Genomic DNA, 17764 nt, shown 5'->3' with positions numbered 1-17764 from the left:
ACTCTATTAAATCCTTTAAAGTATCAATACCTATTTCCATAATATAGATTTATTTTCTTTGACAAATTTTTTTAAACTCTTCCCTAACATCTTCAAAAGTTGGTCCTTCAATATCTTTAATTTTTTGATATGAATCTATTCCTCTATCTGTTGCCATAGCACTCCAAAAAAACTGTTCAACTTTTTCAGCACTAACCTGATTGTTTAATCTCATTCTGGTTGCATGAACTTTTTTCTTAATTGTAGCATCAGCCCTTGGGTTTAATTCCACAGGAATTAATACATTTTCATCAAGAAACCTAATTAACTCTTCTTTTGTTGCTTTCATAATTACTGAATTATTTAAATTATCTATTAATATTCAAGCAGCTTATTTACCAACAACATTTCAATATCATTGATATTTTCAAGATCCGGACTTTTTAATTTCAAATTCTGAACATCCTGTAATGCTCCTTGTAATGTTTGTTGAGGAGTCTTATCATTAGCTATTGAAGCTATTGCATCAATATAAGACTCAAGACAATCATCTGAAGACTGTAATAACTTCACTAAAGCGATATTGAACCTAACATAATATAAACCAGCGTCGTAACCAAGTGCCTTATTACTTAATTCTAGACACTTATCAAAATCACCCTTCTCAAAAGCTACCCAACCAAGATTTCCATACATAACTCCCTTTTCATAATCAGAATCAGGCTTTTCTACCAGAGCAACAACCTCAATATAAATCGCTATTCCTGTAAGTGATGACGGATTTTTCATCCCTATATAAAAAGAGTTTCCAAAATCTACATCAACATATTGCACAGCTTGTAGGGTATTTAGCAGACTAATATCCTTATAAAATCTCCAGTTATTATCCTGCTTTTTCAAAAAAGCATCCCGGCTATCTGTTGTCAATATATAAATATCCGCAGCCCCAGATCCATTAGGTACTTTAATCGATGATGCTATTGAAGTACCTGCCGTACCTCCATAGATGGAAGCAGCAATCTGAACTCCTAAATTAAGTAATTCTGTTCCGTCTTCACTAGCTGCTGTATAAAAACTATAGTACCAACTCTTCGTGTTTGGAGGTAAATCAACCTTAATGGTTTCTCTGGATTTCCCTCCTGCAGTAGTGGCATGAAGCCCTCCATTTAAAAAATAAGAGCGCTGTTTTATAAGAGTTACCGTTTCCAAAGACTGAGCAAAGCAATGAAAAGCAAAAAAAATAAAATAAAGTGGTATAAATTTCCTCATAAGTTAATTTCTAATAAATATCTTATTATTTCTTTTATCAATATCATATTGGATATTCAATTAAAAAATTATGTTGTCAATTTATTATTAGCATCATAATCAGAATCTCTAGAAGAATCAATATCTAAATCAGGAAAGTGTCTATGATGACTACTGAAACATAATTTAGAAATAATAGAAAACATTAATATTATAACAATTGTCAATGGAATACTTATACCAATTAACACCCCCATATTACAAACACATTTTTTCAATAACCTAGTCATTGTATATGAACCGAAAGCCAAAGTAAATAAGTAAGATAAAAAAATTGAGATTTTTGAGGTTGAAATATTAGCTCCACTTAATGGACTAAAATAATTATTTTGAACACTCTTGTTAGCAAATACAAAATAAATCCTTTCATGCTCCTTAAACTTAAGAAGATTTTTTTCATAATGATTAACTAGTGTGATAAAATTAATGTTCCAATAGTAGTAACCTTTATTTGCCCAATACCAAAATAAACTGACAGTAAATCCTGCAATTCCTAATAGAATCAATTCATCTTCATAATCTGTACTGTATTTTTCGTTCTTAGATATAATATATGAGAACCCTAATATTATTGAAGCAATTATAACATAAAAATATGCCATCCACTTATTAAAGTTTTCATAATGAAAGTTTCTGGCTCTAATTAAAATTTCATATCTCTCTTTTAAACCAATCAATTCTTCACACTTTACAGATTGATTCTCTTTATTCCCTGTTTCAATATTATCCTCCATTATCAATTATGTTATTTTAATTAGGCTCTAGTTTTTATAAATAATTATATTGTAGAAAAGTCCCCATTTAATCAACATATTTTAATGAAATCATATATTGAAAAGAATCTAAAATAAATCTACAACGCTAAAATGCATAAATATTAAACAACAACACCCCGCTAAACCACCTGTTTTACTACTCCCCGTACTTTTACCTACCGCTTTTCTTACAAACCACACAATTACCCTTTATATATAGAGTATATAAAATAATCTTGCAATCAAAATGATGACTAGCCTCTGGTAGTAAGAAAATTAAGATTTTTCTTTTATATTCTGTTCGCAGAAGTAAAAACAAAAAACCTCCCCGATAAAGGGAGGCTTTAAAAAGAGCTATAAAAATTAAATTTAGTTGGCTTTCACTTTCGTAGCCTGTAATTTATGGTAATACGTATAGGAAACACTCAGTAAAACCAATACAACAATAGGTGCAATTGCTGTAGCAAATCCCTGCACTACCGTATGCGCTATAATGGCAGAAATAAACACTATACCAAAACCGGTATATGCCCACTCCTTAAACTTAGCCGGTACCTGTGGCAGCAGTATTACAAACAGGCCTATTATTTTTGCTATGGCAAGTTCAATCCTAAAATAATCAGGGAATCCCATAAGCTGGAAAGCCTCTTTCATTTGCGGCATTAATAAATATAAAAATCCGCTTACTCCACCCATTAGCATGGCAAGCGATGTGGTAATCCAGTAAATAATTTTGTTTTTCTTCATTATTAAAAAGTTTGTTTTGTATTACAAACTTAAGTACATTTACTTACCAAAAGTTAGCAGTTACCCAAAGGTAAGTGGTAACCTTTATGTAAGCACCCTATGAAAAAACCCGAAAAAGTACACGACCAAACCAGCTGCATGGCGGCGCTTAACGCAATGAGCGATTCGTTTTATGTAATAGGCGGTAAGTGGAAACTACGCATTATAATCTCGCTTAAAAACGGTAACAAACGCTTTAATGAAATACAGCGTTCCATACCGGGACTATCGGCAAAAGTGCTTTCGGGTGAATTAAAAGACCTAGAAGCAAACGGACTCATAAAACGTATGGTGTATACTGAAACTCCTGTGGTGGTGGAATACCTGCTAACCTCATATAGTGATACTTTAGAACCTGTATTAAATTCCCTTGTTGAATGGGGCGAAAACCACCGCGAAAAAATAAGAAGCGGCGAAATTTAAACTTCACCACACTGGTTTTTAATATGTTAAAGAAAACATAATCGGTTTTAGTTTTTAACAGGGTATTAGTAAATTAATACTTTAAAAACCAACCAATTATGAGGCTCTTTTTTAATTTACTGGGAAACATTTCCAAGCTAATATCGGCGCTGGTATTTATTTGCGGACTCATAATGCTTTCCCTCGCCGTGGTAGACCTAATCCATACCATAATGATTACCTTTGAGCAAACCGAAAATAAGCCTGCTAAAATGGCTGTAGGGCTGCTACAAACGGTAGATTTTGTTTTGCTGTCTATAGTATTCTTTATCTTTTCCATTGGTATAACACTACTCTTTAAACACGAAACGGAAGAAAAGGCAAAACTGTTTGCTGAGCTCCCTAAATGGTTACAGATAAAATCACTAACAGAGCTTAAAATAATACTTTGGGAAGCTATACTTACAACTTTCATCATTACTTATATAGGCGACCTGGCACTACATAAAATTATTAAGAACGAGCCCTTTTCATTAGCACAGCTTATACTGCCGGGTGCCATACTAATACTGGCTCTAAGCCTTTACTTCCTAAAAAAAGGAGAATAGCTACTGCCCTTCTATAGCGGTTTTTTCGCGTTCGTATTTCTTTTTAAAGTTAGGAAGGAAATCTGTAAAAATCACGTTGGCCTGTAATACATGATAAGATACTGTTCTGTCATGCCTTGGCAGTATATCCTGTACGTAAGAAACCTCCAGTTGCAAATCGTTTGCAAACGAATATCCCAAACCAGCATTAAAACGATTCCTGTCAAAAACAGAAGATCCGCTTACGCTGCTTTTGGTTTTAAACATAACTTCATCAGAAAGGAAACTATACAGTACCTTTTCCTTTATTACGGGTCCGTTTAACGGATACACACCCTTAAGCTGTAACCGCAATCTGAAAACCGACTCAAAATAGTTATCGTCATTTTTTAAATGACGGTCTTCCAAGCCTGTTTTAAGTCCAAGTCTGAACCTTTGTTTTATCATCAGGTAATTGGCCTGTATAGAAGTTCTTAGCTCCGGTGCTTTTCTTTGGGAAAGTTCGGGTACATCTCGGTTTAAAAAATAACCAAATGAGGCAAATAGCGTCCATCGTTTGGAAATATAGCACCTTGCCCCTGCCTTAGCGTGTATACGGGTGACCTGCGACATAAAACTACTGTTACCCGGCACACTACTGGTACGAAAACCTCCGGCTACATCAATACCCCATTTTGGGTTTATATCCCTTATAAATAAGTACTCATTCCAAAACTGACCATAATCTTCGGTTTGAGAAAACAGTGACTGACTCACAGCCAGCAGGAAAACTAAATACAGTAGCCTGTATTTTATATCACTTAAAAAGAAAGTTTTCATAATATGGTAAGGAGTAAAAAACTGACAATAAGCAAATTATAAGCGTTTTAAAATTACAAAAAAAAGCCCTGAATTTCAGGACTTTAAAAATATCTATATTTTATATACTTACTTAGGGAACAAAAATATTACCACGGCACGCCAGCCCCAGTCGGCCTTACCTCCATCGGGAGCTGCAAGGTTAAGCCTCGGTCCTATTACCAGTGATATTTTCTGACTGCCTAAACTTGTTAATCCGCTAAGGGTTGGATTAAGCCAAATGGTAGTATCACTGCTTTGCCAGTTTTGTGTCATTTCCATATTACAGCCAAGCCCTGCACCACTTTGCCAGTTATAGGTTACAAACGGCTGAAGGAACATTTGGCTAACATCAGGGCGATCACTGTCTCCGGCAACACTCCAAATTTGGTTTACCAGTGCACCATAGGTCCACCCGTTGCTTTGTTTTAATGCTACCGCCGTAGGTCCTACCCCAAACTTTTTAGTTGTAAGATAATCGTCTGTACCTACAGGTAACAACAATACCGGCCCCACACCCCATGTTAAACCGTTTTTAGATGCTTTTGGACTAAAAAAGCCGCTTACTACTGCATCACTAAGTCCGTTTTGTTTTTCACCCGCCCCTGTAATATTATACTGGGTAACAACCGGAAGTATAACCCTGCCTATTAAGTTCCAGTTTTCATTAAGGCTTAATGGGATTACAGGCTGTATGTTCATAGTATTGCGCGAACCGTTAAGCCCGCCTATACCATAATCACTGTTATTTTGAAAAGGCACACTAATAAGCGATGCAATTGGGTTAGAAAGTTTTTTTGCCAGTTCGGCATCATCACTTTGGGCGTTTACCATAAAACAAAACAGTAAACTACAGGTTATTAGTAAAGTGTGTTTCATAATTGATATAGGTTAACGTTAGTATTTTATAGCTTATGGTTAATTACCGTAAATAGTATTCCAGTCGTTTTTCATATCGACAACTGTCCAGCCTTTTGCGGCAGCTTCGTCAAGCCCTTTGTTTAAAGTACCAATAGGCGATTTCCTGTCATAAGCCCATTCCCTAACAGAATCGGTATGATGTACATATAGCTCAAAATTTTTATACTTGTTTGATGCCGCATACTGCATCATTTGTAAATCACCATCAGAATTCCCGGCAGCAAAAACAGGCTTACGCCCAATGAATTTATTAATCCCCACAGGCTTGCCTCCCTTATCGTCCATAAATTCAAGCTCAGGCAATATTCGTATTACCGGGTTACCGTCATTGTAATCGAATTCTGTTTTGTTGGTAGTTCCTACAATCTGGTGATCGGGGATACCGTAAACACCTTCGGTCCAGGCACGCATAAACTCAATACCCCCGCCCGAAACGATAAACAGTTTAAAGTCGTACGCCTTTAAGTAGTCTAAAAGTTCCTGCATGGGTTTATAAGTCAAATCGGTAAAGAGCACATCTTTTGTAGGATGTTTTGCAGTTGCAATCCAGTCTTTTACCAATTTATCAAACTCCTCGGCAGTTACATTGCCGTGTACTTCCATTACCATATCAAAAAGAGCTTTATCGCCCTGTTGCATTAGCGTTTTCAAATCGTGCTCAATAGCAGCTTTATAGGGTTGTTTATCTTTCCATTCGGGATGATTTGCTGAAAGCTGTTTTACCCTGTCCATAGTGAAGAATAGCTGAAAATAAGTAGGTTGCTCGCTCCATAGCGTACCATCGTTATCAAACGTAGCAATACGGTCTGCTACCGGAATAAAATTGGCACTGCCTTCGGTAGTTACATCTTTCACAAAACTGATAATGGCTTTTTTGCTGGCAACATCGTTCCATGATGGCAACGGATCACTGTTTTCAGTAGTTTGTACTGTTGTAGGTTCGGTTTTTACAGATGGTTCCTGCTTACATGCCGTTAAAGAGGCAAATAGCATACAAAAGGCAAATAGCCTTGTTCCGTTTAACTTTACATTCATTGCAATTGTGGTTTTGGTTGATTGTTGCATTAGTAAGTTTATGTCAAGAATTTATCTTGTAGAGGGGGGCTAAAATCGCATCGCTATATCACCGATACACCATGCTAAATCAATTTCCCCGCACATTGCTATGCGGGGAAATATTGCGGGGATTACAATTACATTAATTAACCTGAATATGCACTACTGCCTAGTTCCCGCCCGCAGTATTTTGTCTATAGCTTTATTAACGTCTAGCGAGGCCGCGGCCTGCCTTGGCGGAAATTCCTTAAATGTTTCTAAGTGCTCCTGTAATATTCCTAACGCCGGTTGTAATACCCACGATTTTTCCATTATCTGGTGGAAGCCCGTAATATCGTCATAATGCTCAAACGGGTCTTTCCTTAAATTGAACAGCATAGGCATAGTATGAGTTACCATGTCGTCAAAATAGCGTTCTTTAGTAGCAAAGTGCATTTTCCACGGACCAACCCTAAGCGCCGTTAAGCTGGACTCATAGTAGTAAAAGAAGTAGTTTCTTTTAGAATCATCTGCCTTACCTGTCCAGTAATCAAGGTTATTAAAGCCGTCTATGTGTACCTTGTAGGTCATGTTGCCTACCTTTTTACCTTTTTTAAGATCGTCGCTAATATTAGGCTCTCCTACTGCTGCCATAAGTGTAGGCAGTACATCCTCGTGTGCCGAGATTCCGTTTCTTATCAGTCCGGCAGGGATCTTAGCAGGCCATCTAACCAGAAATGGCGAACGCAATCCTCCTTCCCAGGTTGTCATTTTCTCACCCCTAAACATGGTTGTACCGGCATGAGGCCAGGTACTTTGTTCGGGGCCGTTATCGGTAGTATAAATCACAATAGTATTATCGGCAATACCCAGTTCATCCAGATAGTCTAACAGCTCGCCCACCTGCATGTCGTGTTCCATTAGTCCGCTACCAAACAAATCGACGTCGGTACTAATATCGGCAGCAAGGTATCTGTGTTCTTTTTTAAGATGCGTATACACGTGCATACGGCTGGATGCATGCCATATAAAGAAAGGTTTATTGGCATCTTTAGCGCGTTTCATAAAATCTTTGGACTTGGCTACCAGTGTATCGTCAAAGGTTTCCATACGTGTAGTAGTAAGCGGACCCGTATCTTTAATGCGTTGCTTGCCCACACGTCCAAACCTTGGGTCTACCGTTCCATCATCTTTTGTAGAAGCATAAGACTCTATCACACCACGCGGACCGTATTTTTCGGCAAATTCCTTACTCTTTGGATAATCGGCCTGTTCCGGCTCTTCCGATACGTTTAGGTGGTACAGGTTACCGTAAAACTCATCAAAGCCATGTACCGTAGGTAAATGCTCGTTACGGTCACCAAGGTGGTTTTTACCAAACTGCCCAGTCATGTATCCCATAGGTTTTAAAAGTTCGGCTAGGGTTGGATCGTCAAACTTTAATCCTAACGGATTACCCGGCTGCCCTACTGTAGTAAGCCCTGTTCTAACGGGCTTTTGCCCTGTTATGAATGCAGCACGCCCGGCAGTACAGCTGGGCTGTGAATAATGATCTGTAAACAGTACCCCCTCTTTAGCAATCCTGTCTATGTTAGGTGTTGGGTACTGCATACCCATGGTGTAAGCGCCAAGTGAGTTTGGTGCCACATCATCTACCATAATAACAAGAATGTTGGGTTGTTTTTGTGCTGTTGCAGCAAAAGCCACAAGCAACGCCAGTGTAAGGAATTTTTGTTTCATAATAATTGGCTATTTATTGTTCAGGTTGATTTGATAGTGCAGCAATATGGTTGGTAAAAAACTGTACTTCTATAAAATTAACAAAAATAAAACACTAAAAACCAGTTGATTAACAAAGTTTTAAGAATTATAAGTTGGCTATATAAAAATAAAGTCCTCCTGTTTTTGGCAGGAGGACTGCAGGGGAATCACAATAACTAACCTAATATTTAATCAACTTATTTTTTTACAGAACAGAAAAAAAATCCCCGGGGCGCATTATCCCGGGGACAGGAACAACGTCCAACCTATTTCAGGTAGACAACTAAATTCTTAACTCGTATAATTTGTAATGTGGTTTTCATGTTACTAGCAGAACGTGCAATTAAGGTAAGTGTTAAATTCACACCTTTAAATTAACAAATCCTAAAACATTACTTACACAACTTAACAAAACTTTAGCAACTCATTTACAGGTATTTGACATAAAAAAATCCCCAAAGGCAATGCCCTTGGGGATTTGTATTTGCTAATATTTTTTGTTGACTCTTATTATAGCTTTAAAGCAAAACCTACAGTTACATTTGCCTTTATTTCTATTTCGCCTACAGCAATGGTTTCTCTTGATCCTGTAGAATCAGCAGCCATTTCATAAGATACTGCTTTCATACGCAAAGGCATATAAGACGACGAACCATTCTCGGTAATCATCATAGCAGCACCTATACTTTGCCCAATTGCCGATGCATACTCTTTAGCTTTTTTCTGGGCATCAAGCATAGCTTCTCTCCTTGCCTGTGCTTCATACTCCTTTTGTTTAGACGATTCAAAATTTACGCCCTGTATGTTGTTCACTCCGGCTTCGGTAAGACCTGTAATAAGGTCATCATACTTACTTAAATCTTTTAATTTAACCGATATGGTTTGTGAAGCCCTGTAATAGTATTTCTTTTTATCATAGTCATAGTTCCTGTTAAGGTACACGCGCTCGGTTTGATAATCCTTAGCATCAATACCGGCTTTTTTAAGGTACTTAATAACAGCATCGGTAGCTTTATCGTTTTCCTTTTTAACGTCTTTAGCATCGTTACCTTCGTTATTTACCCCAATGGTAATGGTAGCCATATCCGGCGTTACTTTTATTATACCCTCACCCTGTACGGTAACCTGTGGCGTGGATGCCTGTTGTGCGTTTGCAGCTCCTGCTACCATCATAACTAATACAATTGCAAATTTTTTCATAGTGCTTATTTTTTTGTTTTGGTTAATGAATTCCAAATTGCATGCCATAAAAGCGGGCAATTGTTACGAAATTAGCAAAACCACATAATACAGGCTGTTAAGAAAATGATAATCAAACGAGTGGTGAAAGATAATTTTTTAGCGTTTTTCATAACACTGAGACAACTAACTTTCTTTTTCAGTTTAAAGATTAAGTATTTATTTATACTAAATTTTCCCCGACCGGGCCATGAAGAATAAAATAACAATAGGCACTACAAGTAAGCCTATTACAAGAGTTTGTGTTTGGAAAAGTTCAGGTCTCTTACAAAGTGTAAATACGAGTCCGCCTATGGCACCGCCAAAGTGAGCGGTATGCCCTATGTTATCGGCCTTGGCCTTCATACCATAAATAGAATATAGTAGGTATCCTAAACCAAAAACATATAGAGGCATTTTTAAAATAAAAAACAGGTAGATTTTCTGATCCGGATCTAACAATACCGCCGAATATATAACTCCCATTACAGCTCCCGATGCGCCAATAGCCCTGTAATGCAAGTCGTTTTTATGAATAGAAAGCGTTAACAGATTACCACATATAAGGCTGGAAAAGTAAATAATAAGGAAATTTATTACTCCAAGTTCATCAAGTACCATAGGCGCAAATATGTAAAGTGTATACATATTAAAAATAAGGTGCATTGGATCAGCATGCAAAAACGCACTGGTAAACATTCTAAACTGTTCCCCCGCCCTTATACTGCCTATATGAAAGTCGTATTTCCTAAAGAAATAAACATTATCAAATCCCTTAAAGCTTATCAATGCGGTAATACCTATTATTACCCAAACAACTATATTTTCTATATCCATATTCAATTTTAAAGTGTAAATTTAACCAATAGTGATGAAACTTTTCTTACCAATTGAAGAAGAAAAGCTTAAATAAACCATAATAAAGTATATTTGTAAAAAATTTTGGAATGCAATTCTTAGCCTATATCATAGCCTATCCTATACTTTGGCTAATTTCTATACTACCTTTCAGGTTGCTTTATTTATTATCTGATTTCGCTTATGTACTGGTATACCACGTAGTAGGATACCGCAAGAAAACCGTGCGTCTTAACCTTGCCCTGTGCCTGCCGGAGCTAACCGAAGCCCAACGTAAAAAAACCGAAAAGGAGTTTTACCGTCATTTTTGCGATACCATATTCGAAATGGCAAAAACAATGACCATTAGCGATAAGGAAATTGAAAAACGCTTTGTTTTTGAAAACATAGAGCTTGTAAACGAATATGAAAAGCAAGGCAAAAGCATTGCCATGTTTATAGGTCACTACGGCAGTTATGAATGGCTGCTTGCCATGAACAGGCATTTTAAAACCCATAAAGGTTTTGGTATTTATAAAAAGCTTGCTAACCCGTATTTTGACAAAATGGTAAGGCAACTGCGCGGACGACTTGGTGCCGAACTTATTGATACCAAAGAAAGCGTACCTGTAATGAAAAATAATGCCCGCCAGGGCATACTGGGTGTGTATGGTTTTATTAGTGACCAAAGCCCTAAAATATACCGCGTTCCCTACTGGGGGAAATTCTTCGGGATGGAAGTACCGGTACACGGTGGTGCTGAACTGCTTACCAAAAAGCTGGACATGAACGTAATTTACGTTAAGGGTGAAAAAATAAAACGCGGCCATTATAAAGCCACGTTTATTCCGTATGAGGGTAACCCTAAAGAAGTTCCAAACTTCGGGTTAACCGATATTTTCCTTCGTATGCTGGAAGACCAGATAAGGGAAGCCCCGGCTTATTACCTGTGGACCCACAAACGATTTAAAAACCGTCGTAACGATCCGCCGGGATATCCGCCTAAAGCTTAAACCAGTTATCTACCATGTTTTGTACCACAGGCTGCGATTTTACGTGTGTAAACTCGTTACTGCTTCTGTTGTAATCATACTCTTTACCCCACTCTTCGTGGTTTTTAGCCAGTTCTATAATGCTTTTGCAAACATATTCAATCTCGGCATTAGTGGTAGTTGGGTGAATAGACATTCTAATCCATCCCGGTTTTTGTATCAGGTCGCCTTCGGTAATCTTGTTCGTAAGATACTGTGACTTTTCGTGGTCTACGTGCAACAGATAATGACCATAAGTACCGGCACAACTGCATCCGCCACGGGTTTGAATACCAAACCTGTCGTTTAATATTTTTACACCAAGGTTAAAATGCAGGTTATCTATAAAAAACGAAATAACCCCTAACCTTTCCTGATGTTGCGGAGCCAGTATGTTTATATTTTCCACCTCATTAAACTGAGTGAAAATGTAATCTATAATTTCATGCTCCCTTTTCAGCATGTTCTCTACCCCCATTTGCTCTTTTAGCTTAACGCAAAGTGCTGTTTTAATAACCTGAAGGAAGCCCGGTGTACCACCGTCTTCACGTTCCTCAATGTTATCAAGGTATTTGTGCTCACCCCAAGGGTTGGTCCAGCTAACGGTACCACCTCCCGGATGATCGGGAACCATGTTTTTGTATAATTTTTTATTGAAGATAAGCACTCCCGATGTGCCCGGACCACCAAGGAATTTATGCGGAGAGAAGAAAATGGCATCAAGATAAGCCTCTTCATCTGCCGGGTGCATGTCTATATTTACATAAGGTGCGCTGCAGGCAAAGTCTACAAAGCAAACACCGTTGTACTGATGAACCAGTTTTGCAATTTCATGATACGGAGTCCTGATCCCTGTTACGTTAGAGCAACCTGTAACCGATGCTATTTTAAGCGTACGGTCTTTGTGTTTCTCCAAAAGCGTTTTAAAGCTGTCAAGACAAATAAGCCCTTTCTCACATGCAGGGATAATCTCAACGCGGGCAATCGTTTCCAGCCATGAGGTTTGGTTAGAATGGTGCTCCATGTGCGAAACGAATACCACAGGTCTTTTCTCCTCTGGTATAGTAGTAAACTCCTTTAGGTTTTCCGGCACTTTAAGTCCCAGTATTCTTTGGAATTTGTTTACCACCCCTGTCATACCACTACCATCGGTAATAAGTACATCGTCGGCTCCGGCATTTACATGGTGCTTTATAATATGGCGTGCTTCGTGGTAAGCATTTGTCATTGCCGTACCCGAAACGGTAGTTTCTGTATGGGTGTTGGCAACAAACGGACCAAATTCATTAAGCAGTTTTTCTTCTATAGGTCGGTACAGCCTGCCACTGGCAGTCCAGTCGGTATAAACAATTTTTTGTCTACCAAAGGGAGTATCAAACTCCTGGTTAATACCCACTATATTATTACGGAACTTTTCAAAGTACTGTTCCATTTGTGTACCTAAAGTAGTGTTTGCAGCTTCTAACATTCTCGAGTCTTTATAAAGCGCAAATTTAGGAAAATTAAAACGTTATAGTCAATTACTTTTATAAACTAACGCCCCCTGTTTGTGATATTTATAAAAAAATACCGGAAAGCTTAGAATATTACCCCTAAGCTACCGGCTCAACATATAAAAAACTATAATTAAAAATTATGAGAGTTGTATTAGTAAAAGTCTCTTCTCCTATGGCGTTTTTTAAGGTCCTTGTAAATTAAAAAGGCAAGATAGCTTAGCAGCCCCACCGCCAGTATTGGAACAATGTAATCCATGTCAATCAGTTTTAGAGTTAGTAGTTTTGTGAAATGTGATTTGGTTTCAGTAAGGTGACCGACATGTAGAATGTAACGGGGCAAAACAGGCTATATTTTTAGCCAACTACTTATTTATGAAAAGTATAACATGATTTTAAGGAAGACTGACAACTTCTGTTAAAATCTTACAAAAAAAGGCAGGGGTACTAAACCCTGCCTATAACAACCTATTTTGTTTTCAACGCTGACTCTACTCAAATCTATTTCAACGAAGCGGCGCAAATTTATAAAGACCTGTTAAATTTTTACGGAAATCCGTATTAAATTTATGTTAAAATAATTTGTAACCTATTTATTATGAGTGCATAGTATTTTTTTAACTACAAAAAAATACTCTTAAGATTCACTTAAGACACTGAAACACATAAATTTAAAAATGTAAGAAAAAACACATCAATAAGTAATTACTGTACCAAAATTTATCCGTTTTTAAGAAGAAGGGGGGAAGAAATTTTAGTTTTTCCTCACAGTATAACCTTATATTTCACCACATCCTAAGTATTCACATTTTAATTCCGTAAGTCATTAAAAAATGAAAGCCCCGGTTGCTATATGTAACCGGGGCCATCATTAACCAATAATTAGTAAATACTAATTTACCACTAATAAAGATACACTAAAAAAGACAGACACCCTATACGGAAAACCATATAATTATTTAAAAATCAAAACTTTAACTTCTATAACAGGAAAGTTTTTACAAGAAAAGTTGTTATCAATAAGTAGCTTAAGTACTGAGTGTTACAATTATTATAAAGAGAGATTCCTCCATTACGCTATCGCTTCAGTCGGAATGGAAAAGAGATCCTTCCTATCGTCAGTATGACAGCACCTAAGTGACCAAACGGCATTAGGTTTTGAAGGCGTAAAGTAAATTAGTGAAAGAGGCGTAAAAAAGCATCTGCTGTTTGAGGCGACAGCCGAGTTCAGATGGTTTAGCCGAAAGAGATAATTTATAGCCAGAAAAACCTTAGCCTTGAATTTTTCGTTCTTTTGTTTCAAGACAAAAGGACAAAACCTCAACTGTCATTACGAGGAGGAACGACGAAGTAATCTATTTTTAATGGGATTCCTCCATTACGCTATCGCTTCAGTCGGAATGGAAAAGAGATCCTTCCTATCGTCAGGATGACAACCCGTTATTGTCATTGCGAGGAGGAACGACGCGGCAATCTGTATACCACTTATAAATGAGATTGCCACGCTTCATTACATTACGCTCGCAATGACAACGCCAAGAGTGAGCAAACGGCATTAGGTTTTGAAGGCGTAAAGTAAATTAGCGAAAGAGGCGTAAAAAAGCATCTGCTGTTTGAGGCGAGAGCCGAGTTCAGATGGTTTAGCCGAAAGAGGGAATTTATAGCCTGAGAAACCATAGCCTTGAATTTTTCGTTCTTTTGTTTCAAGACAAAAGGACAAAACCTCAACTGTCATTACGAGGAGGAACGACGAAGTAATCTAAAAGAGATTCCTCCATTACGCTATCGCTTCAGTCGGAATGGAAAAGAGATCCTTCCTATCGTCAGGATAACAACCCGTTACTGTCATTGCGAGGAGGAACGACGCGGCAATCTATTTACGCTATAAACTGAGATTGCCATGCTTCATTACATTACGCTCGCAATGACAACAAGGTCAAACCACAAAAAAAGCCTCCCTAAAAAGAAAGGCTTTATATAATTCAATATGTGAATAGCTTATTAAATTCCCGCTACCTGTTTAATCTCATCTATAATCCTAACAGCAAGGGCATCGGCTTTGTCCTGTCCTTTAGCTTCGGTATAAATCCTGATAATAGGCTCGGTGTTCGATTTTCTAAGGTGTACCCACTCTTCGGCAAAATCAATTTTCACGCCATCAATAGTAGAAATATCTTCGTTAGCATACTTAGTAGCCATAGCTTCTAAAATAGCATCTACATTAATTTGTGGCGTAAGCTCAATTTTATTTTTACTCATGTAGTACTGAGGATAACTTGCCCTAAGTGCAGCAACGCTCATATTCTTTCCGGCAAGATATGTAAGGAAAAGGGCAACACCCACCAATGAATCACGACCATAATGAAGCTCAGGGTAAATAATACCACCGTTACCTTCGCCACCTATAACGGCATTGTTTTTCTTCATAAGTTCCACAACATTAACCTCACCTACAGCACTAGCCTCATACGTACCACCATGCTTTTCGGTAATATCTCTAAGCGCACGTGAAGACGACATGTTACTTACCGTGTTCCCCGGAGTTTTACTCAATACATAATCGGCAACAGCCACAAGAGTATACTCCTCTCCAAACATTTCTCCGTCATCACTAATAAAAGCAAGTCGGTCTACATCCGGATCAACCACAATACCAAAGTGTGCTTTCTCCTTTACCACAAGCTCACAAATATCACCAAGGTGCTCTTTTAAAGGCTCTGGGTTGTGTGGGAAGTGTCCGTTTGGCTCGCAGTACAGCTTTACCACCTCTACTCCCATTTGTTCCAGTAGTTTTGGGATAATAACCCCACCCGATGAGTTTACACCATCTACCACTACTTTAAATTTGGCAGCCTTAACAGCCTCCACATCCACAAGCGGCAGGTTTAATACCTCATCAATATGAATATCCATAAAGGCATCGTTTGATGTAATTTCGCCCAGGTTATCCACATCGGCAAAATCAAACGCTTCACTTTCGGCAATCTCTAAAATCTTTGCACCATCAGCACCGCTTAGAAACTCCCCTTTTTCGTTAAGCAGTTTAAGAGCATTCCATTGTTTTGGGTTATGGCTGGCAGTAAGTATAATACCACCGTCTGCCTGCTCCAACGGAACGGCAACCTCAACCGTAGGCGTAGTAGAAAGGTCTAAATCAACCACATCTATACCAAGCCCTACAAGAGTGTTCATTACCAGGCTATGAATCATAGGTCCTGATATACGGGCATCACGCCCTATAACTACAGTAAGTTTTTCTTTATTGCTTTGTGATTTTAGCCACGTACCGTAAGCAGAGGCAAATTTTACGGCATCTACGGGTGTTAGGTTATCTCCGGTTTTACCACCTATGGTCCCCCTAATCCCTGATATTGATTTAATTAACGTCATTATAAAATTTAGTTAGCAGGTTCTTTTTTACACCACAAAGATAACAATGCAGTTTTTTTAAGCTCAATCCTAAACATATTTTTAACTAACAAATTACAATAATCCCGTAATTGCCCGTTTTTACTATTGATTGCTATTAAACTTATCCCTAAATTGTGCCTATGAACTTTTTGGCACACATATACCTTTCGGGCGATAACGACCTTGTTAAAATAGGCAATTTCATGGCCGATGCCATACAGGGAAACAAAATAGACCACTTTCCGCCCAATGTACAAAAAGGCATACTGCTGCACAGGGCTATAGACAGCCATACCGATGCCCACCCTATTTTCCGTCAGGGAACAAAAAGACTGCATAAACACTACCATCACTATTCGGGGGTTATAATGGATATGTTTTACGATCATCTGCTGGCAAAAAACTGGAACAGGTACTGCAACACGCCCCTGCCTCAATATGCGGCTGCGTTTTACAAAAGCCTTGACGATAATTATGATATACTGGCACCGCGCACCCAGCGCATGATGGTACATCTTAAAAAGGAAAACTGGCTTAGCAAGTATGCCACCATTGAGGGTATCAATTTTATACTGATGCAAATGGATTACCGTACCAAGCACAAATCGGGTATGACAAACGCCGGAGTGCAACTACAGGAGTATTATACCGAATACGAACAGGAATTCTTTGCTTTTTTTGAGGATATGCAGAAATTTGTGGCAGATAAGAAAAATGAACTGGGAATATGACATTCATACAGGAACTTACTGCCGGGTTTGAGGCGAATACCAATGCCGAAAACGCACTGTACATGCACAACTATATGCGCGGACTGTTTACTTTTTACGGATTGAAAACAAACGACAGGAGAGTTATATTTAAGGAAGCCTGCATTAATCATAAGGATGAGATTAAAACCGACTGCCGCAATATAGCCCATGCCCTATATGCCAAAGAAAAAAGGGATTACCACTACTGTGCTGTAGAGCTACTTACAAAAGAGCTTAAAAAGAAGTTTGTAAAAAACGACATTCACCTTATAGAATTTCTTACTATAAACCACTCCTGGTGGGATACTGTAGATGTTATTGCTAAATATTTAGTAGGTGGTTACCTGCAACAGTTCCCCGAAGAAACCATAGCAGTGATTGATGGTTTTTCAAACAGCGACAATATGTGGTTAAACCGTACGGCAATTCTGTTTCAGTTAGGGTATAAAAAAGATACCAATCAGGCGATTTTGTTTGAACAATGTCTAAAACACAAACACAGTAATGAGTTTTTTATACAAAAGGCAATAGGCTGGGCACTACACGAGTACGGAAAAACCAATCCTGATGCCGTTAGGGAATTCGTAACATCAGCATCACTTAAACCCCTAAGCACGAGAGAAGCGTTAAAAAATTTATGATTTAGTCGAA

At 38.1% G+C, this 17764-nt stretch carries 17 protein-coding genes; 5 read left to right on the top strand and 12 right to left on the bottom strand.

The features are described 5' to 3' along the window. Window positions 1–49: 49 nt before the first annotated feature. From Q763_RS12365 to Q763_RS12350, 4 genes are all read right to left on the bottom strand, one after another. A complete protein-coding gene (locus Q763_RS12365; protein WP_035134742.1) occupies window positions 50–328 on the bottom strand; it encodes a hypothetical protein in 279 nt (92 codons plus the stop codon). 26 nt (window positions 329–354) lie between these two features. Next, window positions 355–1248 (bottom strand): hypothetical protein, encoded by an 894-nt coding sequence (locus Q763_RS12360; protein WP_035134740.1) that lies wholly within the window; start codon window positions 1246–1248, stop codon window positions 355–357. 68 nt (window positions 1249–1316) lie between these two features. After that, the gene (locus tag Q763_RS12355) at window positions 1317–2021 is read right to left on the bottom strand and encodes a RipA family octameric membrane protein (RefSeq protein WP_157499427.1); all 705 of its coding nucleotides are present in this window, start codon (window positions 2019–2021) and stop codon (window positions 1317–1319) included. A 390-nt stretch (window positions 2022–2411) separates the two neighbouring features. Next, entirely contained in the window at window positions 2412–2789 is a 378-nt protein-coding gene (locus Q763_RS12350) for a DoxX family protein (protein WP_035134736.1), read from the bottom strand. A 99-nt stretch (window positions 2790–2888) separates the two neighbouring features. Between Q763_RS12350 and Q763_RS12345 the strand changes: the two genes are divergently transcribed. Together Q763_RS12345 and Q763_RS12340 are read left to right on the top strand one after the other, a co-directional pair. Next, window positions 2889–3251, top strand: a complete 363-nt coding sequence (locus tag Q763_RS12345; protein ID WP_052123431.1) for a winged helix-turn-helix transcriptional regulator — start codon at window positions 2889–2891, stop codon at window positions 3249–3251. Between the two features lie 98 nt (window positions 3252–3349). Beyond that, window positions 3350–3838, top strand: a complete 489-nt coding sequence (locus tag Q763_RS12340; RefSeq protein WP_084596066.1) for a YqhA family protein — start codon at window positions 3350–3352, stop codon at window positions 3836–3838. On the opposite strand, the gene Q763_RS12335 is transcribed toward Q763_RS12340, so the two are convergent. From Q763_RS12335 to Q763_RS12310, 6 genes are all read right to left on the bottom strand, one after another. Continuing rightward, window positions 3839–4636 carry a DUF2490 domain-containing protein gene (locus Q763_RS12335; RefSeq protein WP_035134732.1) on the bottom strand — a complete coding sequence of 266 codons (798 nt, stop codon included), beginning with the start codon at window positions 4634–4636 and terminating at the stop codon, window positions 3839–3841. Between the two features lie 108 nt (window positions 4637–4744). After that, window positions 4745–5533, bottom strand: a complete 789-nt coding sequence (locus tag Q763_RS12330) for a hypothetical protein (protein WP_035134730.1) — start codon at window positions 5531–5533, stop codon at window positions 4745–4747. 39 nt (window positions 5534–5572) lie between these two features. Beyond that, window positions 5573–6610 (bottom strand): HAD family hydrolase, encoded by a 1038-nt coding sequence (locus Q763_RS12325; protein WP_232297525.1) that lies wholly within the window; start codon window positions 6608–6610, stop codon window positions 5573–5575. Window positions 6611–6793: 183 nt separating this feature from the next. After that, on the bottom strand, window positions 6794–8350 hold the full coding sequence (locus Q763_RS12320; protein WP_035134726.1) for an arylsulfatase: 1557 nt from the start codon (window positions 8348–8350) through the stop codon (window positions 6794–6796). A 531-nt stretch (window positions 8351–8881) separates the two neighbouring features. After that, entirely contained in the window at window positions 8882–9571 is a 690-nt protein-coding gene (locus tag Q763_RS12315) for an SIMPL domain-containing protein (RefSeq protein ID WP_035134913.1), read from the bottom strand. 207 nt (window positions 9572–9778) lie between these two features. Further along, window positions 9779–10426, bottom strand: a complete 648-nt coding sequence (locus Q763_RS12310) for a rhomboid family intramembrane serine protease (RefSeq protein ID WP_035134723.1) — start codon at window positions 10424–10426, stop codon at window positions 9779–9781. 110 nt (window positions 10427–10536) lie between these two features. Here Q763_RS12310 and Q763_RS12305 point away from each other — a divergent pair, with 110 nt between their 5' ends. Continuing rightward, window positions 10537–11439, top strand: coding sequence for a lysophospholipid acyltransferase family protein (locus tag Q763_RS12305; protein WP_035134721.1), 903 nt, complete (start codon window positions 10537–10539; stop codon window positions 11437–11439). Here the strand turns inward: Q763_RS12305 and Q763_RS12300 are convergent. Then, window positions 11429–12925: an aminotransferase class V-fold PLP-dependent enzyme gene (locus tag Q763_RS12300; protein WP_035134719.1), complete on the bottom strand. Its 1497-nt coding sequence runs from the start codon at window positions 12923–12925 to the stop codon at window positions 11429–11431. The two genes, Q763_RS12305 and Q763_RS12300, sit on opposite strands and share 11 nt — an antisense overlap. A 2026-nt stretch (window positions 12926–14951) precedes the next feature. Next, window positions 14952–16340, bottom strand: a complete 1389-nt coding sequence (gene glmM, locus Q763_RS12295; RefSeq protein WP_035134717.1) for a phosphoglucosamine mutase — start codon at window positions 16338–16340, stop codon at window positions 14952–14954. 161 nt (window positions 16341–16501) lie between these two features. Here glmM and Q763_RS12290 point away from each other — a divergent pair, with 161 nt between their 5' ends. Together Q763_RS12290 and Q763_RS12285 are read left to right on the top strand one after the other, a co-directional pair. Continuing rightward, window positions 16502–17092, top strand: coding sequence for an acyl carrier protein phosphodiesterase (locus Q763_RS12290; protein WP_035134715.1), 591 nt, complete (start codon window positions 16502–16504; stop codon window positions 17090–17092). After that, window positions 17089–17754: a DNA alkylation repair protein gene (locus Q763_RS12285; protein WP_035134713.1), complete on the top strand. Its 666-nt coding sequence runs from the start codon at window positions 17089–17091 to the stop codon at window positions 17752–17754. The genes Q763_RS12290 and Q763_RS12285 overlap by 4 nt, the downstream gene beginning before the upstream one ends. The last annotated feature ends 10 nt before the right edge of the window (window positions 17755–17764 follow it).

The organism is Flavobacterium beibuense F44-8 (assembly GCF_000769915.1).
Taxonomy (GTDB): domain Bacteria; phylum Bacteroidota; class Bacteroidia; order Flavobacteriales; family Flavobacteriaceae; genus Flavobacterium; species Flavobacterium beibuense.
The sequence above is the reverse complement of the archived record's forward strand: the minus strand, read 5'-3'. Positions and strand labels throughout refer to the sequence as shown.